Annotated in this window: 24 protein-coding genes, 1 tRNA gene and 1 other RNA gene; 5 read left to right on the top strand and 21 right to left on the bottom strand. The window is 44.7% G+C overall.

Annotated features, from left to right (window positions below):
• The first annotated feature begins 162 nt into the window (after positions 1 to 162).
• From J7I83_RS15480 to J7I83_RS15470, 3 genes are all read left to right on the top strand, one after another.
• Positions 163 to 483 (top strand): thioredoxin family protein, encoded by a 321-nt coding sequence (locus tag J7I83_RS15480; protein ID WP_215102172.1) that lies wholly within the window; start codon positions 163 to 165, stop codon positions 481 to 483.
• Between the two features lie 170 nt (positions 484 to 653).
• Complete coding sequence (locus tag J7I83_RS15475) at positions 654 to 839, top strand: hypothetical protein (protein WP_251047679.1); 186 nt, start codon at positions 654 to 656, stop codon at positions 837 to 839.
• A gap of 28 nt (positions 840 to 867) precedes the next feature.
• Positions 868 to 1,383 carry a C39 family peptidase gene (locus J7I83_RS15470; protein WP_215102170.1) on the top strand — a complete coding sequence of 172 codons (516 nt, stop codon included), beginning with the start codon at positions 868 to 870 and terminating at the stop codon, positions 1,381 to 1,383.
• On the opposite strand, the gene J7I83_RS15465 is transcribed toward J7I83_RS15470, so the two are convergent.
• Positions 1,361 to 2,260, bottom strand: coding sequence for a 5'-3' exonuclease (locus J7I83_RS15465; protein WP_215102168.1), 900 nt, complete (start codon positions 2,258 to 2,260; stop codon positions 1,361 to 1,363). The genes J7I83_RS15470 and J7I83_RS15465 overlap by 23 nt on opposite strands.
• Before the next feature lie 79 nt (positions 2,261 to 2,339).
• A complete protein-coding gene (locus J7I83_RS15460) occupies positions 2,340 to 3,836 on the bottom strand; it encodes a glycine betaine uptake BCCT transporter (RefSeq protein WP_215102166.1) in 1,497 nt (498 codons plus the stop codon).
• 957 nt (positions 3,837 to 4,793) lie between these two features.
• On the opposite strand from J7I83_RS15460, the gene J7I83_RS15455 reads away from it, so the two are divergent.
• The gene (locus J7I83_RS15455) at positions 4,794 to 5,258 is read left to right on the top strand and encodes a hypothetical protein (RefSeq protein ID WP_215102164.1); all 465 of its coding nucleotides are present in this window, start codon (positions 4,794 to 4,796) and stop codon (positions 5,256 to 5,258) included.
• A gap of 42 nt (positions 5,259 to 5,300) precedes the next feature.
• Here J7I83_RS15455 and J7I83_RS15450 read toward each other — a convergent pair whose 3' ends face one another.
• The 17 genes from J7I83_RS15450 to J7I83_RS15370 form a co-directional block, all read right to left on the bottom strand.
• On the bottom strand, positions 5,301 to 6,068 hold the full coding sequence (locus J7I83_RS15450) for a SurA N-terminal domain-containing protein (RefSeq protein ID WP_215102162.1): 768 nt from the start codon (positions 6,066 to 6,068) through the stop codon (positions 5,301 to 5,303).
• Between the two features lie 1,024 nt (positions 6,069 to 7,092).
• A complete protein-coding gene (locus J7I83_RS15445; protein WP_038703351.1) occupies positions 7,093 to 7,242 on the bottom strand; it encodes a hypothetical protein in 150 nt (49 codons plus the stop codon).
• A 516-nt stretch (positions 7,243 to 7,758) separates the two neighbouring features.
• Positions 7,759 to 8,112: a transfer-messenger RNA gene (gene ssrA, locus J7I83_RS15440) on the bottom strand.
• An 86-nt stretch (positions 8,113 to 8,198) separates the two neighbouring features.
• The gene (smpB, locus tag J7I83_RS15435; protein WP_215102161.1) at positions 8,199 to 8,663 is read right to left on the bottom strand and encodes an SsrA-binding protein SmpB; all 465 of its coding nucleotides are present in this window, start codon (positions 8,661 to 8,663) and stop codon (positions 8,199 to 8,201) included.
• A gap of 49 nt (positions 8,664 to 8,712) precedes the next feature.
• The gene (rnr, locus tag J7I83_RS15430) at positions 8,713 to 11,037 is read right to left on the bottom strand and encodes a ribonuclease R (protein ID WP_215102160.1); all 2,325 of its coding nucleotides are present in this window, start codon (positions 11,035 to 11,037) and stop codon (positions 8,713 to 8,715) included.
• A 24-nt stretch (positions 11,038 to 11,061) separates the two neighbouring features.
• On the bottom strand, positions 11,062 to 11,808 hold the full coding sequence (locus J7I83_RS15425) for an alpha/beta hydrolase (protein WP_215102159.1): 747 nt from the start codon (positions 11,806 to 11,808) through the stop codon (positions 11,062 to 11,064).
• A gap of 71 nt (positions 11,809 to 11,879) precedes the next feature.
• Complete coding sequence (gene secG, locus J7I83_RS15420) at positions 11,880 to 12,107, bottom strand: preprotein translocase subunit SecG (RefSeq protein ID WP_215102157.1); 228 nt, start codon at positions 12,105 to 12,107, stop codon at positions 11,880 to 11,882.
• Positions 12,108 to 12,589: 482 nt separating this feature from the next.
• Entirely contained in the window at positions 12,590 to 13,885 is a 1,296-nt protein-coding gene (gene eno / locus J7I83_RS15415; protein ID WP_215102155.1) for a phosphopyruvate hydratase, read from the bottom strand.
• A 16-nt stretch (positions 13,886 to 13,901) separates the two neighbouring features.
• Entirely contained in the window at positions 13,902 to 15,434 is a 1,533-nt protein-coding gene (gpmI, locus tag J7I83_RS15410; protein ID WP_215102153.1) for a 2,3-bisphosphoglycerate-independent phosphoglycerate mutase, read from the bottom strand.
• A complete protein-coding gene (gene tpiA / locus J7I83_RS15405; RefSeq protein ID WP_215102151.1) occupies positions 15,427 to 16,188 on the bottom strand; it encodes a triose-phosphate isomerase in 762 nt (253 codons plus the stop codon). Before tpiA ends, gpmI begins: the two co-directional genes overlap by 8 nt.
• Before the next feature lie 27 nt (positions 16,189 to 16,215).
• Complete coding sequence (locus J7I83_RS15400) at positions 16,216 to 17,400, bottom strand: phosphoglycerate kinase (protein WP_215102149.1); 1,185 nt, start codon at positions 17,398 to 17,400, stop codon at positions 16,216 to 16,218.
• 110 nt (positions 17,401 to 17,510) lie between these two features.
• Complete coding sequence (gap, locus tag J7I83_RS15395) at positions 17,511 to 18,518, bottom strand: type I glyceraldehyde-3-phosphate dehydrogenase (protein ID WP_215102147.1); 1,008 nt, start codon at positions 18,516 to 18,518, stop codon at positions 17,511 to 17,513.
• Positions 18,519 to 19,562, bottom strand: a complete 1,044-nt coding sequence (locus tag J7I83_RS15390; protein WP_215102145.1) for a sugar-binding transcriptional regulator — start codon at positions 19,560 to 19,562, stop codon at positions 18,519 to 18,521.
• Positions 19,563 to 19,669: 107 nt separating this feature from the next.
• Complete coding sequence (locus J7I83_RS15385) at positions 19,670 to 19,900, bottom strand: glutaredoxin family protein (protein WP_215102143.1); 231 nt, start codon at positions 19,898 to 19,900, stop codon at positions 19,670 to 19,672.
• A gap of 100 nt (positions 19,901 to 20,000) precedes the next feature.
• Positions 20,001 to 20,765: a TPM domain-containing protein gene (locus J7I83_RS15380; RefSeq protein ID WP_215102141.1), complete on the bottom strand. Its 765-nt coding sequence runs from the start codon at positions 20,763 to 20,765 to the stop codon at positions 20,001 to 20,003.
• Positions 20,762 to 21,346 (bottom strand): LemA family protein, encoded by a 585-nt coding sequence (locus J7I83_RS15375; protein WP_215102139.1) that lies wholly within the window; start codon positions 21,344 to 21,346, stop codon positions 20,762 to 20,764. Before J7I83_RS15375 ends, J7I83_RS15380 begins: the two co-directional genes overlap by 4 nt.
• Before the next feature lie 232 nt (positions 21,347 to 21,578).
• Positions 21,579 to 21,650, bottom strand: a tRNA-Arg gene (locus J7I83_RS15370).
• Positions 21,651 to 21,822: 172 nt separating this feature from the next.
• Between J7I83_RS15370 and clpP the strand changes: the two genes are divergently transcribed.
• Positions 21,823 to 22,434 carry an ATP-dependent Clp endopeptidase proteolytic subunit ClpP gene (gene clpP / locus J7I83_RS15365; protein ID WP_215102137.1) on the top strand — a complete coding sequence of 204 codons (612 nt, stop codon included), beginning with the start codon at positions 21,823 to 21,825 and terminating at the stop codon, positions 22,432 to 22,434.
• A gap of 161 nt (positions 22,435 to 22,595) precedes the next feature.
• Here the strand turns inward: clpP and J7I83_RS15360 are convergent, their stop codons facing one another.
• Positions 22,596 to 22,853, bottom strand: coding sequence for an HPr family phosphocarrier protein (locus J7I83_RS15360; RefSeq protein WP_215102135.1), 258 nt, complete (start codon positions 22,851 to 22,853; stop codon positions 22,596 to 22,598).
• A gap of 51 nt (positions 22,854 to 22,904) precedes the next feature.
• Positions 22,905 to 23,855, bottom strand: coding sequence for a DNA-binding protein WhiA (gene whiA, locus J7I83_RS15355; protein WP_215102133.1), 951 nt, complete (start codon positions 23,853 to 23,855; stop codon positions 22,905 to 22,907).
• Between the last annotated feature and the right edge of the window lie 8 nt (positions 23,856 to 23,863).

The raw sequence follows: 23,863 nt of genomic DNA, 5'->3' as shown, positions 1-23,863 counted from the left end.
TAAAAAAAATAGAACGTTCTCTATGTCTCTTAGTGTAAGTTATATTCCGTTTTTTCGCAATATTTAATCGTTAAAAACTCCCAAAAATTTTCAGGAACAAATTCTTTGCGATTTAGCCAAAGCACGGTAAACTGAAAGAGAACCTATAAGGAGGCAATACAAATGAAATCACTCAATACGAACGAGCAATTCAATGAAGTTATAAACGGTACACAACCGGTCGTTGTGAAATTTCAGGCTGGATGGTGCCCAGACTGCACGCGCATGGATATGTTCATCGATCCGATCATCGAAGAATTCAATCAGTATCAGTGGGTTGACGTCAATCGCGACGAGCTTCCCAACCTTGCTGAAAAATATGACGTCATGGGCATACCGAGCTTGCTGATCTTTAAAGACGGCGAAAAAACAGCTCATCTTCACAGCGCCAATGCCAAGTCACCTGAATCGGTTACAGAATTTCTGAATGACCAAAACGAGTAGGCTCACGCCTGCTCGTTTTTTTCGCTGCAATTAAATTGAGCTAATTGATATCAGTCGTTAATATTTTAGAACTTGGTTTTTTTATCTGGCATACAGATTGTTTCATTTAACTTATCCAAACCTACTATTAAAACTCCACCGGATTCGATTATAATGGATCGGCCAGTGAATTGAGCCAGCTGAATTCCGCTTTGGGCCTGATGGGTCTGCGTGAAATGTATGCAGGTTCCAATCCGTTATTTGTCCGTGATATCGTCCATGCCGGAATTCAAGTCGAGCTGGAAGTGTACACGACTTTCCGTATCGCTTTGAAGCAGCTGCTCACTGAAAATGACCAATTGCTGTCCAAACTTTAACGCTGAATAAGATTCGGAGGTGATAGAGGTGAAGAAACTAATCGCTTTTCAGGGGCTTTCCCAGCATAATGAGGCTATCCTCAAAAAGTACCGTACTTCCGCATGCGGCCCTGTGACAGCCGCTGCCATCCTCCAGTTTCATGAAGGGATAGAACTTGGCGTCAACCAGCTTTACCGGCTGCTTGGCACGACTCCTATTGGTTTGTTTACCTGGCGGTTGCTGCGGAATTTCCACAAAATCTCTGGCATGCGCTACGAGGTACAAAAAGTCCGGAGCATTGAGGAAGTGAAAGAAGAATTATTGGCTGGCCGCCCGCTTGCTATGAAGTTTGACCGTTATTTCACCTTCCAATGGTTTTCAAAGCCGCTTTACAGCTATCATTGGGTGCCGCTGATCGGTTTTAAACAGGAAGCAGACGACCTGCTTCTCTATATCCATGACAACGGACAAAAAAACCGTCCCAGCAAAATGCGGACGGTTTCTTATCTGGAAAATCGTAAAGTGCTGACCTTTGTGAAGATTAAGCCCAAGGATCGGCAGTGACCCCAACATCTTTCTCCAGTTGTTTGGCAAGCAGCAGCAATTGCTGGTCACGGCATAATTGAATATGGTCTTGGGTGTATGCAGGAACAATCAGTTTCTCCAACGGCACCTCCAGCTGGATGTCACATTTGATGACAGCCAGTTTTTTTGAGAGCAGCAGCATTTCCTTATGCTCGTCGATTTTCTTTTTCTGTGCCGGTTTTAACTTATCGATGGCCTCGAGCACACCGTCTGTTGAGCCATAATCCCGGATCAGCTGTAGTGCTGTCTTCGGACCAATTCCTTTGACTCCGGGATAGCCGTCGCTCGGGTCGCCCATGAACGCTTTGACATCTGCAAATTGCCCAGGCTGTATGTCATACTCTTCGATGAATCGTGCTTCGGTATAGACATCGTAAATGTGAAATCCTTTTTTCATAAATGCGATACTGACTGAAGGCGACAATAGTTGCAGCATATCCTTGTCGCCTGTGATAATGGTAAAGTCCACCTGGTCCTGCCATTGTTTGGTAAAAGAACCGATAAAGTCATCCGCTTCGATTCCCACCTCGCCATAATTCATCCAGCCAAGCTGCTCGGAGATCGATTGAGCCAGACCAAACTGGTGGACCATGTCCTCTGGAGGTGCCGGCCGGTTCGCTTTATAGCCATCGAACAGATCCGTCCGGAACGTCCGTGCTCCCATGTCCCAGCAAACTGCCATATGAGTCGGCTTCATCATCGTTTTCGCTGCCAACACGTGTCTAGCAAATCCCTGTACGCCATTCGTCGCCAAGCCTTCAGTCGTCCGGAAATATTGTCCGACGGCCGATGTCGCGAAAAATGAGCGGAACAGCAGCGCCATACCATCCACTAATAATACATGCGGTTTCTCCATGCTAAAAATCCCCCATCCTGTCGTTGCCTGATTTCCATTATAACGCTTTTCCAATGAAAAAACCGCCGAAGCGGCGGTTTTAACGTTTGCGTTTTATAGCTTTGTATTCGATATTCAATGCTTTGTAGAAGGATGCCATCATCAACAGCATGATGATCGAGAACGGGAACGCCGCAATGATCAGCACCGTCTGTAATGTACCAAGCCCACCAGTTGACAATAAAATCACAGCGATTGCCGATTGGGCAATCCCCCATGTAAATTTCACTGCATTTTGCGGATACAACGAACCGCCTGTTGTCTGCATTCCGAGAACAAATGTCGCGGAATCGGCAGAAGTGACGAAGAATGTCGTAATCAGGAAAATCGCAATGACTGATAGCATAACACCTAGAGGCAATTCATTAAACACTGCAAACAGCGTTTCTTCTGTTAGCAATCCTGTTAAATCCACTCCGCTATTCTGTACATCGATAGCCGTCGTACCAAAAGCCGCGAACCAAAGGAAACTGATGAAGGTCGGAATCAGCAGGACGCCTAATAGAAACTGGCGAATCGTCCGTCCTCTGGATACGCGGGCAATGAATATACCGACGAATGGCGCCCATGAAATCCACCATGCCCAATAGAAGATGGTCCATCCATCAATCCAGGCACGATTTTCCTCATCAATAGGACCTGCACGGAAACTCATCTGAACCAGGTTCTGGAAGTACGTGCCGATCGTATCGGTGAACATATTCATAATCAATAAGGTAGGTCCAAGAATGATAACTGCCAGAAGCAAGGTGACTGCCAGCACCATATTGATATTGGACAGGTACTTGATTCCTTTGCTCAATCCAGACCAAGCCGAGATCATGAACAGGACCGTTACAATGGCGATGATGACCAATTGAATGGCGAAGCTGTCTCCCGGAATACCATCAAATAGGTAGGCAAGGCCCCCGTTGATTTGGATAGCGCCAAACCCAAGGGTAGTTGCGACACCAACAACTGTTGCAAAAACAGCGATAACATCGACAAGCGTTCCCCAAGGCCCTTTCATTTTATCTCCGAACAAGGGTTTCAAGGTCGCGGAAACCAATCCAGGTTCCCCTTTTCGGAACTGGGAATAAGCAAGTGCCAATGCCACTACGGCATAAATTGCCCACGCATGAATCCCCCAGTGGAAAAAGCTGAAACGCATTGATTCGCGCATTGCTTCAGCACTTCCAGGTTCAGCAGTTGCCGGGTCGATCGCAAAATGCGACAACGGCTCTGCCGCTCCCCAGAAAACAAGACCGATCCCCATTCCTGCTGAAAACAGCATGGCAATCCATGTCCCGAACGAGAACTCGGGTTTATCTGTATCTTTACCCAGTTTGATCTGTCCCATCGGACTGACGACGAAAAATAGGCAGAATATAACCATGATGGAAACAATCAATAAATAATACCACCCGAACGAAGTTGTCAAGAACGATTTTATATTCCCTGTAACTCCTGCAAAATTATCGGGTGCAAATGCGCCGTAGCCAATGGCCAATAATACAAGTGCAAGAGCTATCCAAAAAACATTGGTTACTTTTTTCATATAGTACCCTCCTTTTTTTATCCCGTTTTAACGGCCAGCTAGACCCCCACTTTTTATAGCGGGGGCCTACTGACATTTAAAGACCGAATTGATCAACTAAAAACCAGCAGCGGATGAAGAATCCCCACTGAATGAAGTTTCTCTATATCACAAGTGTAAAGGATACGGAAAATTTCCTGTCCTGTCAAACCAGTTGTTCCCAAAAGAACTCAAGAAAACACGGAAATAATTTTACTGAAAATTCGCGATTTTAACGTCTTTTCGATAGGACGATGCAAATCGTTTTCTTTCAGAAAAATCGGATATAGACGAAACCACTACAGCCAAACACTTCTCCAGGTAAAGCACTGAAGTTCCTGCGGGGAAGTTGCTCTTCTGCTAAAGATCTTTAACTACTTCCTAATTTCAACAAACCCGGACTTACAAAAATTTAAAAATTAAATTCTATTTTCCTGTCAGCGTTTCATAAAAGTAAAGATAATGGCATATGATTGTTATGCGCCCAAATATTAGGGTAATTTAGAAATACATAGGGGTGAAAAAGCAGGAGACGGAAGTTCACCAAACGAAAAAAATTCTATACATTTCAGCAGGACTCCTCTTCTGCTTGCCCTGGCAACGGGATGCAGTCCATAAACAAATCAGGCGTTTTTTCTTTATTGGAACAGAAGTCTACTACTTTTCTTTTTGTAGAGGATGAAATAAATTCCAAAGATTACTGCAAAAGGGTGAATGACAAAAAATCTATGCGCTAGGATACCATCTAGAAGACGAGGGAAATATCAGATTCTGGAAATTGGTCATTTCAGCTCGAGACCCTATAACAGAACAAAGAGAAAAGATTGTTCACGGACTTTACTGCAAGAGGTTTGAAATCTTCAGGGATTTAAAAAATCAAAAAGAACTTTAACATGCCGCTTTATTCAATTTACATATCTAGCTCGTCAGGAGGCTGCTATGACATCCATTCATCGGCGTAATAAAACGATACTGCTTGTAAAGGTTTCAGCTTATTTTGTTTTGTTTCTGTTGCTGTACTATCTGATTTACACACTGAAAATCTTCCCTTATATCCTTGATTACAGCGAAACGGAAACACGATCTGCGTTGCAAGTCGGCTATTTAAACCAGGAAAATTTTCGGTTCAGCAAGGAATTATGGGAAACCAGCGACCAATTGCGGTTTGCTTTGCTGAAGGATGAAATAGATTTTATTCACAACATTCTGCTGGTCATGGTGTTTGCAGTCCCCGCCTGGCTGTTTTTGTTTTTCGAACGGCATCGTTTGTCTTTTTTTGCTATCAGCAATCGGCTAAAAACAGTTATTTTTGTGGCATTCCCACTTGCCACCTTGCTTTGCCTGATCTATCTATATGCTGTGAAGGTGGCAGAAGTTACAGAACAGATTTATCAAATGGTCTAAATTAGGCAAAGAAAAACCAGATCCACGGGGATCTGGTTTTTTTTATAGGTTGATTGTAACTTCTGCTTCTTCACGAAGCTGAGCAACTAAGGTTTGGACAGCTTCTCCTTCTTTTTGCACTTTAATCTGTTCTTCAAGTTCAGGTTTTACTTCCTCAAATGCTGGAAGAGCTTCACCGCCAGCCTTTTCTTGCTGAGCCTGTGCTTCATCATAAAACGTCTGAAGTTCTTCATCCGTCGGATTAATTTCGCCGGTCTCACTTGCAATCAGTTGATCTACTTTTACTTGGGCTTCCACCTGCTCCATCACTTCTTCTTCAGAGATTCCCTGCTCTTCAAGTGCAGCCAAAAATTCTTCTGAAGATTCAAGTCCATTTTGCTGGGAAAGTTCTTCTAATGTCGCGCTAATCTGTTCTTCTGATGCAGTGATTTCCTGTTTTTCAGTTTCTTGAACAAGTAATTCCTGAGCGACTAAGCTTTCCGCAACTTGCTCTTTTAACTGAGCCTGGTCAACTTCCTGTCCGGACATCTGTGCCTGCATAGCCATCTGTTGGAATTGTCCCGTATAAGCCATTTCAAACTCTTCTTTCGCGATTTCTTCACCATTTACTTCTGCGACCACATCTGGAACGCCTTCTAAGTCAGGTTCCGGCATTTCTGGCTGTTCACCGCTTTCACTTTCCTCATCTGTTGCAACTTCCTCTTGAGGCGTCTCTTCACCATTCGTTTCTTCTGCAGTTTCATCACCACAAGCAGCCAATGCTACCATGGATCCTCCAAGTACTATTGTCAAAAACCATTTTTTAATCATATGTGTTCTCCCTTCGAACATAATGTCCGTTATTGTAGCATATTCAATCCAACTGTAAAAACATAAACCATTGCCCGACCCCATTGAGGAAGAAAAGTACGGCAACTTCTTCGCTGTAAATCAAGCTTTTGTCTATTCAAACTTACTAAAAAGCCAGGTGACAGTGTCTAGCTGAAACAACACAAACACTATTTTATTCAAAGAAAATCCGGATTTTTTTAATGTACCTATTGAGATACTTCAGCACTTCCTGGTGAAAAACATAAATAATGAGAAAGCTATACATATTAACCCTGTAAAGACGAAGCCTATTTTAATCAATGAGGAAAATCGCTTTTTCATGAATAGTCCTGCGAACATTAAATACAGTCCTATAAACAGCAGTAAAAAATACCAAACTCCTATTACGCCCCTCTTTCAAAGCCATATTATAAGATGACGTTATTTTTCATAAAAAGTTCTTCAAAAATGTATTTTGAACTACATTTTTTTATTAATATATTCTACAGAACCTCTCATGTATCCATGTAGAGACAATTCAGCTGATTAGTACGAGAAGGTTAGCTACTCATCAGGAGCAGCACAGCGCCCTCATCAAGCCCCATAGGAGCCTGTGACAAGGAGCCTCAGTGCTTCCTCCCTGCTGCATGACCACGTCCTGCGGGTCCGAAAGCGTCTGGCCGCAGCAAAAATCAACATTTAATAGAACAACAAAAAAACGTCAAAACCTCGTAAAAGGTTTTGACGTTTTTTTTATCTCACTATGGAGACGGCGGGAGTCGAACCCGCGTTCAGAAACTCCGCTACTTGAGCGTCTACGCGTGTAGCTTACTTAGGAAAGTTTCATGCCTCAATCAATGAGACTTACAGCCACAAAGGTTTTAGGCGTTTTCATACTTATTTAAAAGAACCGTCAGTTTTTAGACAAAATCAAGCATCAATAACACTTTGTCCTCGATTGAAAAAAGTGTTTCGAATAAGAAAAACATAGGGAGATTTTAGTCTTCCTATATTTTCATTCATATTATTTATCTGTTTGTTTTTGCTTCTTTTTCAAATACTCAGCACGTATTTTTTCAAGTTGTTGCTTTTTATCAAATTTGGCAGGCTTGTGTTTTTCATGATACTTTGTCACAGCTACCTGACCTTTGCTATCCAATCCAAATTTCCCCACTTTTTCCACCTACTTTTCTTGTCTCTAAAGAGAATCTATTCAACAAATATAATATACCTTATTTTACTGAAGTAAACCTTATTAGATTCTTGCTAACCTTACATATATCATTAAAAACTTAGTAAAATAATTCATCGTCAATTGGTATTCCTTATGCTTATCTTTAAATTCTTGGATTTGCTAATAAATTTTAAAATTATCAACTGACTCGCTACTTTTGACCAAAACAAAAAGACCCTCTTATAGTTGCTTGTCATAAACAACTATAAGAGGAAATAGTAATGTCGGTTCTTTCATTTTTATTCTTCTTTGTAAAAATATCAATTTCTTCTGACGAAATGGAAAAAATACCGTGTTTTCTACCCATACAAAAACCTCCTAATTCAAATAAATTAGAAGGTCATTTGAAACAAATTCGTAAAGGCGTTTATTAGGGAGTTTTCACCTTAGTTTAACTCCCCATTAATATCCCTAACTTCTTAAAACTTAATACCACTGCATTTAGCAGCAATCTCACTATGGAGACGGCGGGAGTCGAACCCGCGTCCAGAAATTCCGCTACTTGAGCGTCTACGCGTGTAGCTTATTCATTGGGGTTTCATGCACCATTCTGCCAATAAGCAGGCGTCCTGGGCACTAATCTGCGAATCTCTCACATTTGCCTCAGATGGCAGCAAATGTTGTATCCCACTAAAGTTGAGCTTTACCCAGCCACATGGGCGATGGATAGATAAAGCAGATCCGAGCTTACGCTGCGAATGCTAGGTTTTGGTTTGTTTTGCCAGTTGTTATAAATACGTTGATGACGGAGCCGACCCTCCGACGCGCGACCCAAGCCCAGATCATCCCTGTCGAATCCGTAACGTCCCCCTTATTAAAAAGAGACACGGAAGATGAATAAACAGCTTCATGTGCTATATCCTTATTATAAGACAACATTGGTCAGACTACAAGTCCTAGCGGTTGTATTCTTTCATCGCACGATCAATTTGCCGTTTCGCATCTTTTTTCTTCAAATCTTCCCGTTTGTCGTAGTTTTTCTTCCCTTTACCGACGCCGAGCAAAATCTTGGCAAAGCCATCCTTCAAATATATTTTCAGTGGAATGATTGCAGAACCCTGCACTTTCGAATGGGCCTCTAAATCAGCAATCTGCTTTTTGTGCAGCAGCAGTTTACGCGACCGTGTTGGGTCATGGTTAAACTGATTGCCCTGATCATATGGGCTGATATGCATATTTGAAATCCAAGCTTCGCCGTTGCGGATCCGTACAAATGATTCCTTCAACTGGACTTTGCCGTTTCGTGCAGATTTGATCTCTGTACCCTGCAAGACAATCCCCGCTTCGATTGTTTCTTCAATGAAATAATCGAAACCGGCTTTCTTGTTTTGGGCGATTACTTTGCCTTCTCCTTTGGCCATACGGTTTCACCTCAGCTAGATTCAAAAAAGCGGCCCTCGAGCCGCTATTTTATTTTTTCTTGTTGCGCCCTTGTTTTGCTGCGTCTTCATAGAACTTTTTCTTCGGGTTTTTAGGCTTGCGTGTAGGTCCGCCGCCTTCGGTTTTTTTGCCATCGCGTCCAGGTTTTCCGCCGCCGTCTTTTTTCGTAGCACGGATCACTTTCGGCTGTTCTCTTCTCGACTGGCGAGTGTTTTGCACCATACCCACAATTTCAAAATCGATGGATGATTCTTCCGGTTTTACGCCGATGACTTTAATTTCAATTTCGTCACCGATCCGGAATTGGCGTTTATTGCGCTCGCCGATCATCATCATGCTGCGATCGTCAAAACGGTAGTAATCATCCGTCATATTGGAAACGTGAACTAAGCCTTCAATGGTGTTCGCCAATTCAATAAACAAACCGAAATTCGTCACAGAAGAAATGATACCGGTAAACTGCTCTCCGATTTTATCAGCCATAAACTGTGATTTCTTCAAAGCATCTGTATCACGTTCAGCTTCCACTGCACGGCGTTCGCGTTCTGACGTATGTGTAGCAATGTCATCCATATTGGCATCCCAATAAGCGATTGTTTTTTGTGACAAATCCTTTTCGATCAAGTATGTGCGAATCAGGCGATGCACAATCAAATCCGGGTAACGGCGGATCGGCGAAGTGAAATGCGTATAAAACTCGGTCGATAAACCAAAATGCCCTAAGCTCTCAGACGAGTATTTCGCCTGTTGCATGGAACGAAGCATCATCGTGGAAATAACCGGCTCTTCCGGAGTTCCTGCAATTGATTCGACAATTTCCTGCAAAGCTTTTGGATGAATCTGTGTGCCGGATCCTTTTACCACAATCCCGAAATTCGTAACGAATTCGAAAAAGCGCTGCAGTTTTTCCGGTTTTGGATCTTCATGGATCCGGTAAATCGCGGGAACTTCCAAGCCGTGGAAGTGTTCAGCCACTGTTTCATTGGCAGCCAGCATAAACTCTTCGATCAATCGCTCAGAAACGGTGCGTTCACGGACAACAACGTCTGTCGGGTAGCCGTTTTCATCCACCAGCACTTTGGATTCTTTGAAATCGAAATCGATGGCTCCTCGGCGCATCCGTTTGGTACGAAGAACTTCCGCGAGCTCTTTCATCAACTCAAACATCGGCACCAATTCGCTGTACTGTTCTTTCAGCTCCTGGTTGTCCTGCTCTAAAATTTCATAAACGTCTGTATACGTCATACGTGCTGACGTATTGATGACACTTTGGAAAATGTCATGAGAAACTACTTCGCCTTGGTCGTTGAAAATCATCTCACAAGATAAAGTTAAACGGTCAACCTGTGGGTTTAATGAACAAATGCCGTTTGACAGGCGATGCGGAATCATCGGAATAACACGGTCTGTTAAGTAGATGCTCGTAGCGCGGTCATAAGCTTCACGGTCAATTGCAGACCCTTCCGTCACATAATGGCTGACATCAGCGATATGTACCCCTAATTTATACGTACCATCTTCATACTTCACCACTTGGACAGCATCATCCAAATCTTTGGCGTCGGCTCCATCAATCGTGACAATCTTTTCATTGCGCAGGTCACGGCGATCTGTAAGGTCTGCCGGGTCAATTTCATCCGGCACATTATTTGCCTGCTCCAACACATCCGGCGGAAACTCCGTTTCAATGCCGTATTTATGGATGATTGAAAGAATATCGACACCTGGATCGTTTTTATGGCCAAGAATTTGCGTCACCATACCTGTTGCAGACTTTCTGCCTTCGGGCCATCCGGTAATCTCCACGACAACTTTATGGCCGTCTACTGCGCCTAACGTGTCATCCTTGGCGATAAAGATATCCATATTCATTTTTTTGTCATCTGTAACGACAAAGCCGAAGCCTTTGTTTTCCTGGAAGGTTCCGACAGCTTTTGTGGTGCCGCGTTCGAGGATTCGAATAATCGCACCTTCGCGGCGGTCTCCTGAAGATCCTTCTGAAATGCGGATCAGCACTTTATCGCCGTTCACCGCGCCATTCGTTTCAGTCGGCGGAATAAAGACATCATCCGGACCGGCTTCTTCAGGTGCGACAAAGCCGAACCCTTTTGGATGTCCGATGAATTTCCCGCGCATCAGGTTCATACGCTCCGGTACGCCGTAGCGGTTGGATCTTGAACGGACAAGCGTCCCTTTCTCTTCCAAGCGTACTAATGTTTTTACCAGTTCCTTAAATTCGTCGGCATCTTCAAAACCGAATTGTTCTTCTATTTCCTGTACAGTCAGCGGCTTGTATGCTTCTTCGCGCATGAAGACCAATAAGCGCTGTTCCAATGAACTTCCGGTATTTCCCAAGTCTAACTCCTCCTTTATGACCGTTCACACACTCCAATCGAGTGATTCAAGAAATGCGAAAATGTCTTCGTGCAATTGCTTTTTCTCTTTATCAAGCGTGATGACATGACCTGATTTTTCGTACCACTTGATTTGCTTATCAGTCGATTCGGCATTATCATAAATGACATTGGCCGAATCCGTATTGATAACATTATCTAGTCTGCCTTGGACGACGAACAAGGGAGCATAGACATGGTCCACATGTTCTTTGACATCTGCAATCAAGGCACGTAAATCAGCCAGCGATTCCATCGGCCGTTCCTGGAAGGCCTTCATTTCTTCTTCGATAAGCTCATCGTTTTTTCCTTCATAATTTTTATATTCGCGCGCGTATTTTAACACACCTTCATACATAAGGTCAGTGGTTTTCATATACATCGGCGCACACATGCTGACAATTCCCTTGATAGGCTTTGTATACCCTAATTTCAGGCTGAATACGCCGCCAAGCGACAGACCCGCTACTGCAATCTCAGTATAGCCCTCTTCAAGCAATGTCTCATATGCCTGTTCTACGTCTTTCCACCAGTCCACGGGACCGGTGTCAACCAGTTTTTCAGGTGCGACGCCATGGCCCGCATAATGCGGTGCAATGCTCGTGTACCCCTTGGTCTCCAAAAAACGGCCCAGCATCCGGACATCTGCCGAGTTTCCTGTAAATCCATGCAGCAGCAGAACTGCCCGCTTGCCCGCTTTGAAGAAAAATGGTTTTGGCTGCGAAACACGCATGAAAATCCCTCCATTCCAATACTAAAAGAAAACGCCCAACCATGTATGGTCAGGCGATTTAATCATCTACATTAAACTTTCGTTACGGCAACAGCCAGAATAAAGAATAAGGCAGCAAGTACGATCGTTACGCGGTGAAGGACCAAGTCCAGCCCACGAGCTTTTTGCTTGCCGAAAAGTTGCTCTGCTCCACCGGAGATGGCTCCTGAAAGACCCGCACTTTTTCCAGATTGCAATAAAACGACTACGATTAATGCGAGCGATACGATGACGAGTAATGTCATTAACAACGTATACATAAATTCCACCTCCTGAAAAGAACGTTCACAACAAATCTAAGTTTACCAAAAATTGTGACCGGTGACAATAGCAATAGAAAATAGAGGCATTTGCCTCTATTTTCTCAGCTTGTAAAGAAACTTCTAATATGGCCTGGTTTTCCGAAGCTTACCGTTCGCTTTCCGCGGGCTCGCGTCCAAGCCTCCTCAGTCACTCTGTTCCCTGCGGGGTCTCGGCCGTCTCGCTTTCCCGCAGGAGTCGAACGGACGCTTCTCCAAACCACTTAGTGAAGGTTCTCTTTTCTGAATGAAGCGGAAGGCGGCGACTCCTACGGGAACAGTGACGGAGCAAAGCGACAGAGCGACACGAGCTGGAGCCACTGGACTGAGCGCAGCGAGGGAAGCGGCAGAAGCCGTGCCCGTGGAACGCGTCCGCCTGAAGCGAAATGAAAGCCTAAAGACTTTTTTGATAAATTGTGAAAATAGAAACATTAGCCTCTATTTTATTTTTTCAAGTTGTAGAAAGTTTTTAGACCTAAGTATTGGCCTGTTTCAAACAGCTGATCTTCGATGCGCAACAACTGGTTGTATTTCGCAACGCGGTCCGTACGTGACGGTGCACCTGTTTTGATTTGTCCAGCGTTTGTTGCAACAGCGATGTCTGCAATCGTAACATCTTCAGACTCGCCTGAACGGTGGCTGATGACTGCTGTGTACCCTGCGCGTTTCGCCATTTCAATCGCATCGAAAGTTTCTGTCAATGTTCCGATTTGGTTTACTTTGATCAAGATCGAGTTGCTGATGCCTTCTTCGATTCCTTGCGCCAATTTCTTCGTGTTGGTAACGAAAAGATCGTCTCCAACTAATTGAACGCGGTCACCGATTCGTTCTGTCAACAGTTTATGTCCAGCCCAGTCATTTTCGTCCAATCCATCTTCGATTGAAATGATCGGGTATTTGTTGCAAAGTTCTTCGTACCAGTCAACCATCTCTGCAGATGTTTTCACCGTGTTGTCGCCTGGCAAGTTGTAAACGCCTTTTTCTTTATCATAGATTTCAGAAGAAGCCACGTCCATAGCCAGCAAGACGTCTGTTCCGGCTTTGTAGCCAGCTTTTTCAATAGCTTCAAGGATAGTCGTCAACGCTTCTTCGTTCGAACCAAGGTTCGGAGCAAATCCGCCTTCGTCTCCAACAGAAGTGTTGTAGCCTTTTTCTTTCAATACGGCTTTCAAGTTATGGAAAATTTCTGCGCCCATTTGAACCGCTTCACGGAATGATTTTGCTCCAACTGGCATTACCATGAATTCCTGGATGTCCACGTTGTTGTCAGCATGTTCGCCGCCGTTTAAGATGTTCATCATTGGAACCGGCAATTGTTTTGCGTTAAAGCCGCCCAAATATTGATAAAGTGGAACGTCCAAGTAGTCGGCTGCAGCATGAGCAACGGCCAATGAAACACCTAGAATTGCATTAGCGCCTAAACGCCCTTTGTTTTCTGTTCCATCTAACTCGATCATCGCGTTATCGATTGATACTTGGTCAAGCACTGAGTATTTTTCTTCTATTGCTTCTGCAATTTCAGTATCAACAAACTCTACTGCTTTTAATACGCCTTTTCCAAGGTAACGGCTCTTGTCGCCGTCGCGAAGCTCGACTGCTTCGTGTTCGCCAGTAGAAGCGCCTGATGGTACGATTGCGCGGCCAAATGCACCGCTTTCTGTGAATACCTCAACTTCGATTGTTGGGTTTCCTCGTGAATCTAATACTTCGCGTGCTTGAATTTGTGTAATAATTGGCAATTAAAACAGCTCCCTTTTAATATAATGGTTTTCCTGTCATTTCGATCGGTTGTTCAATATCCAGCATTTTTAAGATCGTCGGTGCCAAGTCGGCAAGAATTCCGTCTTTTCGGAGTACATGTCCTGACTTGGTTAAAATTACCGGCACTTGATTGGTAGTATGTGCGGTCATCGGCAGCCCTTCAACCGTACGGACTTCATCAGCGTTGCCGTGGTCAGCTGTGATCAATGCCGAGCCGCCTTGCGCATGCAGTGCGTCAACGATACGACCCAAACATTCATCTACAACCTCGATGGCACGGATGGTCGGTTCCAACAAGCCGCTGTGTCCGACCATATCCGGATTTGCGAAGTTTAGGATAATGGCATCGTGTGCACCAGCTTCAATTTGCTCCACCAAGCGATCTGTTACTTCGTATGCGCTCATTTCAGGCTGCAGATCATACGTGGCGACTTTTGGAGAGGCTACGAGAATGCGGTCTTCTCCAGGAAAGACTTTTTCACGCCCGCCACTCATAAAGAACGTTACATGCGGGTATTTTTCAGTTTCTGCGATCCGCAACTGCGTCAATCCATTAGCTGAGATCACTTCTCCAATAGTGTTTTCCAGGTTCAGCGTCTCAAATGCAATATGTGTCGGCAAATCTTCACTGTACGAAGTAAAGGTGATATAAGTCAAACCTTTCGGGTGTTTAGCGCTTAACGGGAAACCCGTAAAATCTTCCCGGATAAACGCGGATGTCAGTTGAATCGAACGATCCGGGCGAAAGTTGAAGAAAATCAGCGAATCATCCGAATCGATAGTCGCTACAGGTTTGCCATCTTCAACGATGGCAAATGGTACAACAAACTCATCCGAAACATCCTGGTCATAGGAGTACGTAATGCCGGCATTTGCTGAAGGAGCCGTTTTGCCGATGCCGTCAACCAATACACGATAAGCCAGATCAGCACGTTCCCAGCGCTGGTCACGGTCCATAGCATAATAGCGGCCGCTGATCGATGCAAATTTGCCGACACCGATTTTTTTCATTTGCTGCTCGGTTTCTTCTACGTATTTAAGCGCAGTGCGCGGACCGACATCACGGCCGTCGAGAAAACCGTGAACATAAACTTCAGTCAATCCTTGTTGCTTTGCAAGTCTCAGTAAAGCGAAAAGGTGCTCGTAATGGCTGTGGACTCCGCCATCCGATAATAACCCTAAAATGTGAAGCGCTTTGCCACGGCTTTTGGCATTGGCAATCGCTTCAAGAAATACGGGATTTTTATAAAAATCGCCTTCACGGATTGACTTATTGATACGCGTCAAGTTTTGGTAAACAACTCGGCCAGCACCGATATTCAAGTGCCCTACTTCGGAATTTCCCATTTGGCCTTCCGGCAAACCGACAGCTTCTCCAGAAGCTGTCAGCAGTTCGTGCGGATAAGTTTCCCACAGACGATCAAAATTTGGCTTGTTAGCTTGTGCAACGGCATTACCGAAATTCTCTTCGCGACAACCAAATCCATCTAAGATGATGAGAGCAGCCGGATTTTCGGTTTTACGCATGTGAACCCGCCTCCAACAATTTGACAAAAGAACCGGCTTCCAGGCTTGCGCCTCCAACCAATGCTCCGTCAATATGCTCCATGCCCATTAGTTCGTCGATATTAGCGGGCTTTACGCTGCCGCCGTATTGAACGCGAAGCTGCTCAGCTGCCTGTTCGTCGTACAATGCTGCCACTTTTTTGCGGACAATCCCGCAAACTTCATTAGCGTCTTCTGCAGTAGCGGTTTTTCCTGTGCCAATTGCCCAGATAGGCTCATAGGCGATGACCAATTGGGTGATCTGTTCTTCAGTCAAACCGGAAATCCCTTTTTCCACTTGTGCTTCGACAATAGCGCCTGTTTTGCCGTTTTCGCGATGCTCCAGTGTTTCACCGACACAAAGAATCGGCACTAACCCATGATTAAAAGCGGCTTTCACTTTCTTGTTGGCTGACTCATCCGTTTCATTGAAGTATTGGCGGCGCTCTGAATGGCCGATAATGACGTATTTAACACCGATGTCCGTTAGTTGGACAGGGCTTATTTCTCCGGTAAATGCGCCTTCATCTTCTTCGGACATTGTTTGTGCCCCGATTTGAAGCGGACTGTTTTCTGCAGAAACGACCAGCTGCGCCAAGAAAATCGCAGGTGCGCAAATAACGGCATCCAGTTTTTCAGAATCCGGTACTAAGCCATTTACTTCTTCGACAAATTGTTTTGCCTCTGTTGCTGTTTTATACATTTTCCAGTTTCCTGCAATAATTGGTTTTCTCACAAAAACACTCCCTTTCAATTAATCGCTTTACTTATCCGTTAATGCACTGACACCCGGCAAATCCTTGCCTTCCATAAACTCTAAGGAAGCGCCGCCGCCCGTAGAGATGTGATCCATTTTATCGGCCACATGGAATTTTTCAACAGCCGCTGCAGAATCACCGCCACCAATTACTGTGTAGCCCGACGTTTCAGCCATCGCCTGCGCAACGGATTTTGTGCCGTTTTCAAAGGCCGGCATTTCAAAGACGCCCATCGGTCCGTTCCAGATGATCAGCTTCGAGTTTTTGATAACATCCGAATACAACTCCACAGTTTCAGGGCCGATATCCAGTCCCATCCAGTCTGAAGGGATTTCTTTGATATTGACGCTTTTCGTATCAGCGTCTTTTGAAAATTCGCTGGCTACTGTTGCATCAATTGGCAAATAGAATTTAACGCCTTTTTGTTCCGCTTTTTCGAGGAATGATTTAGCCAGGTCTAATTTATCTTCTTCCACAAGAGAGTTTCCGATTTCAAAGCCTTGCGCTTTGATAAAGGTATACGAAAGTCCCCCGCCGATCAATAAATTGTCGACTTTATCCAATAAATGATCAATGACGCCGATTTTATCTTTTACTTTGGCGCCGCCGATAATCGCCGTAAACGGACGTTCAGGTTCAGATAACGCTTTGCCCAGTACATCAAGCTCTTTTTCCAGCAGCAAGCCTGATACGGCCGGCAGATGGCTGGCAATGCCTGCTGTAGAAGCATGTGCACGGTGAGCTGCGCCGAATGCATCATTGACAAAAACATCCGCCAGCGAAGCAAATGCTTTTGCAAGCTCTTCGTCATTCTTTTCTTCTCCCGGATGGAAACGGACGTTTTCAAGCAGGATGATGTCGCCTTCCTGCATCGCTGAAATCTCCTGTTCGACTTTCTCGCCAATCGATTCGTCCAAGCTCTTAACTTCTTTATGTAACAACTCACCCAACCGGACGCCTGTCGCAGCAAGTCTCAAGTCTTCATTGACCTGACCATCTGGACGGCCCAAGTGGCTGGCCAAAATCACTTTCGCACCTTGTTCGATCAAGTACTCTATAGTTGGTACAGCTGCACGGATTCTAGTATCATCCGTCACTTTCCCTTTAGACATCGGTACGTTGAAATCGACACGGCAAAATACACGTTTTCCTTTCAAATCCAAATCTTTCATGGTCATTTTCTGCTGCATGAAAATACCTCCTATTTGTATTCAAAAAAATAAGGGACGGGGTATGTCCCCGCCCCTTTTACCCTCTTTTATTATAGAGGTTCATTGGTAATTAAGCTATGATTTCGGGATTACAATCCCGTTTTGTACATATGCAATGCAAGGTCGATGCAACGTGCTGAATAGCCGGATTCGTTGTCGTACCAAGCAAGGACTTTGACCATGTTATCGCCAAGTGCCATTGTTGACAAGCCATCAACTGTTGAAGAAGCAGTGTTACCGTTATAATCTTTTGAAACCAATGGAAGGTCGCTGTACTCCAGGTAACCTTTCAACTCGTTTTCAGTTGCTTCTTTCAAAGCCTTGTTGACTTCTTCAGCAGTTACTTTTTGCTCTAGGTCTACTACCAAGTCAATCAATGAAACGTTTGATGTTGGTACGCGGATAGCCATTCCGTCAATTTTGCCTTTCAATTCAGGCAATACTTGTGATACAGCTACTGCTGCTCCAGTTGTTGTCGGAATCATCGATTCTGCAGCTGCACGTGCACGGCGGTAATCTTTGTGCGGTGAATCCAAAAGGATTTGGTCATTCGTGTAAGAATGGATTGTTGTCATCATAGCGTGCTTGATGCCAAAACGGTCATTCAATACTTTAGAAATGCCAGCTAAGCCGTTAGTTGTACAAGATGCGTTTGATACAACATTGTGTTCTTTCGGGTTGTACGACTCGTGGTTAACACCCATAACAAGTGTCTTCATGCCGTTTTTGCCTGGTGCTGATACGATGACTTTTTTCGCTCCGGCTTCGATGTGTTTTGAAGCAGATTCTGTGTCCGTGAAGAATCCAGTAGATTCAACAACAATATCAACGCCAAAATCTTTCCATGGAAGGTTTGATGGATCTTTTTCAGAAAATACGCGAATTGTTTTGCCGTTTACAACAATGTTATCGCCCTCCGCAAAAACTTCAGCATCCAATGTTCCGTGGATTGAATCGTATTTTAGAAGGTGAGCAAGCATGTTAGCGTCAGTCAAGTCATTTACTGCTACGACTTCCACTTCTTTGTTTGCCATTGCCTCACGAAATACAATGCGTCCAATACGTCCAAATCCGTTAATTGCTAATTTTAAAGTCATTTATAATTCCTCCAATTTTTTAGTCAGTTCGATAATCTTTCGTGCAGCACCCTCGTCTGTGACCAACACTGTCGGGTTTGGCGCATTTTTGAAATAAGATAAAATCGCTCTTGCTTTGGAACCTCCACCGGCAACTGCCAAAATTGTTGAAGCATTTTGCACCTGCTCCAATTGAATCCCCGCTGTGCGGATGCGATAAACAATCTTTCCATCTTTATCGAAATAATAGCCGAAAGCCTCGCTTACCGCTCCGCCTGAACGTATCTTCTCTACTTCTTCCAGAGAAGAGTGGCGGCGAACCGCCATCTCCTCTGCATTGCCAATGCCATGGACCACTACATCCGTCTGATCATACAAGTCCATCATTTCCTTGATCACCGGCTCTTTCATCATCATCTCAAAAGCTTCAGCGCTCAAATGATCCGGCAAGTAAAGGGTTTTAAACGAACCGCCTGTTTTTTCGGCAAATGCAGATGCGATGGTATTGGCCTGATGCAGGACATCCTCTCCCAGTCCGCCGCGGGCTGCGATAAATTGAAGCGCCCGGTTGGGTTTGCCGATCGACAACTCTTTTGAGATAGCCGCCATGGTACTTCCGCCAGTGACGGCAATTTTTTCATAACGGCCAAACAATGTTTCCAGAAGACGGGCAGCTTCTTTGCCAATATGGGATTTCACCGCTAGAATCTCATCACTGTCCTGCGGCAAAATCACCACGTTCGAGATTCCTAAGATTGTCTGCAGCTGTATTTCCATATCTGTCAGTCCCGACATTTCACGAACGAAAACTTTCAGCTTTTCCAGCACTTCCAATCCCTGCGAAGTGACTGTCATGCCTGCTGTCTTCATTTCAATCAACTGCTGATTGCGCAGCAGATCGGTTTCTTTCCTGATTTCACGCTCTGTTGCTCCGGCAATCTCACTTAACGTGCGCCTGCCAATTGGTTGTTCAAAATTTATTGTCTGTAAAATCTGGTATCGCTTTTTCAGGAGTTCGGACATTTCCGGCATCAGTTTTCGCTGAGCGACAGATAATGCATCCATACTTTCACTCCGTTCTAGCTGGACGTTTTTTATCCCATTGAATAATTTTGTGTCCCACTAAAATCATTCTACCTAATCATTCTTTTAATTGCAAATAAAAAGAAGCGTTAAATTTCTAACGCTTCCAGTAATTCTACATAACCGATATTGCCATATAACAATACTTCATTGTCTTTTTCCAGCACCGGGATCATCAGCATGTATTTCTCATGCAATGCATCATCACTTTCGATATCGACTTCCTTATATGGTAAAGGAAAATCCTCATTGACAAGTCCAATCATCAATTTAGCTTCATCGCAGAGCGGGCAGTTAGAACGGGTGTACAAAGTAAACATGATTTTCCTTCTTTCTATATGGAAGAGTGAGCACCTATCAATCCAGACGGTCATTTCCAGATTAAGAATGTACGGTTGGGAGTTAAGCTTTTTAAACCCTTTAGAAACCTCGGCCTGCTCCGCCGCCTCCGGCTGAACCGCCTCCGCCTCCGCGGAAACCACCGCCTCCAAATCCACCACCAAAGCTTCCAGGCCCCATGTAGCCGCCTCTGCGCGAACGTCGGGCTCGGCCGCCGCCCTTGCCTCCGCCACCCCCCGTAATCAATATAAGGATGGCTGACACGATCAAGATGGTCATGAATGGCGGAAGCCCCTCTTCCTGCTGCTGGGAAGCTGCAGCCTGTGGTTCCACCGGTTCACCGTTCCACTGATATTCAGCGGCCACTTCCTGGTAAAGCGCCTCATACAAATTGATGACGCCTTCACTGTAGTCGCCCTGGCTTAGGTAAGGGATGGCGTAGTCATCTAAAATCCGGCCGACTTTTCCATCCGGCAAAGCACCTTCGAGCCCGTAGCCGATCTCCACGTAGATTTCCCGGTTATCCGGTTCATCCAGCGCCAGCACTACCAGGACCCCATTGTTTTCTTCTTCCGAACCGACGCCGTAATGGCGAAAAGCTTCGTTGGCATAGCTCTCGATCGGCTCGCCTTCCAGTGTAGGAATGATCAACACCATTATTTGTGCGGTTGTGGCATCTTCCAGCCCACGGCCCAATTGTCGCAGTTGCTCTTTTTGCTGCTCCGACAAAATACCGACTTCATCCTGAATGTAAAGATCATTCGTCAATTCCGAAAAGTCAGCTGCCAAGCCACGCCCGCTGACCATCAGCAGCAGGAAGCATAGAAGCGCTATACTGCGTCTCATTGTTCGTCCTCATCCGTTCCAAAATCAACTTCCGGTGCTTCAGAGGCATCCGGATCCGCTTCGAAATACTCTTTTTCTTCAAATCCGAAAATGCCGGCAATCATGTTTCCAGGAAAGCTTCTGGCTTTTCGGTTAAATTCAGAAACCGTTCCGTTATAATCCTGTCTGGCTACTGCAATGCGATTTTCCGTCCCTGCCAGTTCATCCGACAGCTGCTGGAAATTTTCACTGGAACGAATTTCCGGGTAATTTTCTACAACGACAAGCAACCGGCTTAACGCACCGCTCAGCTCGGCATCTGCCTCGGCCTGCTCACTGACGCTTTCAGCACCCGCCAAATTCGAACGTGCATCTGTCACACTGTCGATGACGCTTTGTTCCTGATCAGCAAAGCCTTTCACCGTTTCCACTAAGTTGGGAATCAAATCAAGCCTTCGCTGCAGCTGGTTTTCAATCTGGGCATAGGACTGGTTGACATCCTCTTCAAGCTGTACGAAGCCGTTATAGCTTGGCACAAGAATCGCTGCAACAATGGCAATAAATGCGACTATAATAATAATGGGAATCAATAATTTCTTCAAATGCTCCACCTCTTCACTAGTAGGTACTACTAGTCATTTCCCTTTACAGCAGTTCTTTTAAACGTCTCTTTTTAAAGCGTTTTTGGAAGTAGCATCCACTGAGTAATCCTGAACAATAACTGGAGCAGTTTCTTCCAACCCGCTTCTATCAAACGATTTAAAGAAGTTAATTCAAAAACAAAAAAATGGCCCATCCTGCCGGTGAAGGCAAAATGGGCCATGCTGTTTTTTATGCCCTCGGAGGGGATCGAACCCCCATCTCAAGAATCGGAATCTTACGTGTTATCCATTACACTACGAGGGCATTTTCGCTATTAGCGACTTTACTATTATACAAAAATATTTTAACTTAAGCAAGTCTATTTCTATAATTCGTTAGATTTGACCTTCATTGACCATGATGTGTATGATAATAGTACAGCTGAAAAGACTTTCAGCACTGTTTACAAACCACTTAATCGAGGAGGAACTATTCTATGAACTTAATTCCTACAGTAATCGAACAAACTAGCCGAGGCGAACGTGCTTATGATATTTATTCACGTTTGTTGAAAGATCGCGTAATCATGCTAGGCAGCGGCATTGATGATAATGTTGCGAATTCAATTGTTGCACAGCTTTTGTTCCTTGAAGCAGAAGATCCAGATAAGGATATTTCAATCTACATCAACAGCCCAGGCGGCAGCATCACAGCCGGTATGGCGATTTATGACACGATGCAGTTTATCCGTCCGGATGTCCAGACCATCTGTATCGGTATGGCCGCTTCAATGGGAGCTTTCCTACTTGCAGCCGGAACTAAAGGCAAACGCCTGGCGCTTCCAAATGCCGAAGTCATGATTCACCAGCCTCTTGGCGGTGCTCAAGGCCAAGCAACTGAAATCGAAATTGCCGCTAAACGCATTCTCCACCTTCGCGAAAAGTTGAACCAGATTCTTTCTGAACGCACTGGGCAACCAATGGACGTCATTTCCAAAGATACAGACCGTGATAACTTCATGACAGCAGAACGCGCGCTTGAATATGGTTTGATCGATCAGGTCATCACACGCAGCAAATTACCTGAAAACCACAAAAAAGATGTCTAAAAAAAACTCACAGCCTTTGCGCTGTGAGTTTTTTTGTAGTTTTTCAATTTTGGAATTCGAGCTTAAGAACTTACCTTTTGCCCGCTGCGTCGGCCGCTTTGGCATGCCTTCCGCGAGAAGCCAGGCAAGAACGTCGGTTCAGCTTACAGAGACCGCTATTCTCATGCTTCCTTTTCAATGATTTCCGACAGGGAATGAACCGCTTTTTCCTCATCCAATCCATCTGCCGAAATCTTGACTTCTGTTCCTTTGCTGATAGCCAGGCTCATGATTCCCATGATGCTTTTGGCGTTCACTTTTTTGTTGTCTTTTTCTAAATAAACATCTGCACTGTATCGGTTCGCTTCCTGAACAAATAATGCGGCTTGTCTTGCTTGAAGACCTGTTTTCAACCGTACTTTCACTTGTTTTTCAACCATGCTTACCCTCCTCTGAAACTTCGCTCTTATATATGAAAGAACAGCCGCCAGTTAGCGGCCGATCATTTCTCCCTTTCTCAGTGACGCTGCAATCTCATCGATTTTCCTCAGCCTGTGGTTGACACCCGACTTGCTGACCGAACCACCAGACACCATTTCACCCAACTCTTTAAGAGTCACGTCTTGATACTCTACCCGAAGTCTGGCAATTTCACGCAGCCTTTCAGGCAATTGGTCGATTCCAATTGCTCCATCGATAAAACGGATATTCTCCACCTGCCGTAAAGCGGCATCGATGGTTTTATTCAAGTTAGCGGTTTCACAATTCACAAGACGGTTTACGCTGTTGCGCATGTCCCGAATGATTCGGACATCTTCGAATTTCAATAAAGCGGAATGGGCTCCTGTGATGCTTAAAAAGTCGGCGATTTTTTCCGCTTCCTTCAGGTAGGTCACAAAGCCTTTTTTCCGCTCTATCGTTTTACTGTTCAAATGGAACTCGTTCATCAAATTGACCAAAGAGTCGGCATGGTCTTTATAGAGAGAGTAGATTTCCAAATGATAGGATGAGGTTTCCGGATTATTGACCGATCCGCCTGCTAAAAACGCTCCCCGTAAATAAGAGCGTTTGCAGCAGTTTTTCTCAATCAGGCTCTTGACGATCTGGTGCTGAAATTGAAAACCTTCCGTCAGGATTTCCAAGTCTTCAAGGACATGTTTGGCGCCTTCACGAATTCTGCAGATGTAAATGTTGTTCTTTTTTAAGCGCATTTTTTTTCGGACAAGCAATTCAACCGGGTAAGCTTTGTAAAAGCGTTTCAACAGCGTATAAATGCGCCGCGCTATCGCTGCATTCTCAGTTTGAATATCCAGGCTCAACTGCCGGTTGGAAAACGACAAGGTGCCGTTCATCCGGATCATTGCGGAAAGTTCTGCTTTTCCACAGCAATCGTCCACTTCGATCTGAGTCATTTCTTTTTTTGTTTCGGATGCAAAAGACAAAATTCGTT

Origin of the sequence: Planococcus sp. ISL-110, from assembly GCF_018613575.1 — a bacterium.
In the GTDB taxonomy this organism is placed as follows: Bacteria; Bacillota; Bacilli; order Bacillales_A; family Planococcaceae; genus Planococcus.
Note: the sequence above shows the minus strand (reverse complement) of the source record. Positions and strands in the feature narration are given on the sequence as shown.

Excerpts from the sequence above, each read along its gene's own strand:
- J7I83_RS15480 (WP_215102172.1), top strand. The coding sequence starts at position 163 with ATGAAATCACTCAATACGAACGAGCAATTCAATGAAGTTATAAACGGT.
- J7I83_RS15465 (WP_215102168.1), bottom strand. The coding sequence starts at position 2,260 with ATGGAGAAACCGCATGTATTATTAGTGGATGGTATGGCGCTGCTGTTC.
- J7I83_RS15460 (WP_215102166.1), bottom strand. The coding sequence starts at position 3,836 with ATGAAAAAAGTAACCAATGTTTTTTGGATAGCTCTTGCACTTGTATTA.
- J7I83_RS15455 (WP_215102164.1), top strand. The coding sequence starts at position 4,794 with ATGACATCCATTCATCGGCGTAATAAAACGATACTGCTTGTAAAGGTT.
- J7I83_RS15450 (WP_215102162.1), bottom strand. The coding sequence starts at position 6,068 with ATGATTAAAAAATGGTTTTTGACAATAGTACTTGGAGGATCCATGGTA.
- smpB (WP_215102161.1), bottom strand. The coding sequence starts at position 8,663 with ATGGCCAAAGGAGAAGGCAAAGTAATCGCCCAAAACAAGAAAGCCGGT.
- J7I83_RS15425 (WP_215102159.1), bottom strand. The coding sequence starts at position 11,808 with ATGCGTGTTTCGCAGCCAAAACCATTTTTCTTCAAAGCGGGCAAGCGG.
- secG (WP_215102157.1), bottom strand. The coding sequence starts at position 12,107 with ATGTATACGTTGTTAATGACATTACTCGTCATCGTATCGCTCGCATTA.
- gpmI (WP_215102153.1), bottom strand. The coding sequence starts at position 15,434 with ATGCGTAAAACCGAAAATCCGGCTGCTCTCATCATCTTAGATGGATTT.
- J7I83_RS15400 (WP_215102149.1), bottom strand. The coding sequence starts at position 17,400 with ATGCAGCAGAAAATGACCATGAAAGATTTGGATTTGAAAGGAAAACGT.
- gap (WP_215102147.1), bottom strand. The coding sequence starts at position 18,518 with ATGACTTTAAAATTAGCAATTAACGGATTTGGACGTATTGGACGCATT.
- J7I83_RS15390 (WP_215102145.1), bottom strand. The coding sequence starts at position 19,562 with ATGGATGCATTATCTGTCGCTCAGCGAAAACTGATGCCGGAAATGTCC.
- J7I83_RS15385 (WP_215102143.1), bottom strand. The coding sequence starts at position 19,900 with ATGTTTACTTTGTACACCCGTTCTAACTGCCCGCTCTGCGATGAAGCT.
- J7I83_RS15380 (WP_215102141.1), bottom strand. The coding sequence starts at position 20,765 with ATGAGACGCAGTATAGCGCTTCTATGCTTCCTGCTGCTGATGGTCAGC.
- clpP (WP_215102137.1), top strand. The coding sequence starts at position 21,823 with ATGAACTTAATTCCTACAGTAATCGAACAAACTAGCCGAGGCGAACGT.
- J7I83_RS15360 (WP_215102135.1), bottom strand. The coding sequence starts at position 22,853 with ATGGTTGAAAAACAAGTGAAAGTACGGTTGAAAACAGGTCTTCAAGCA.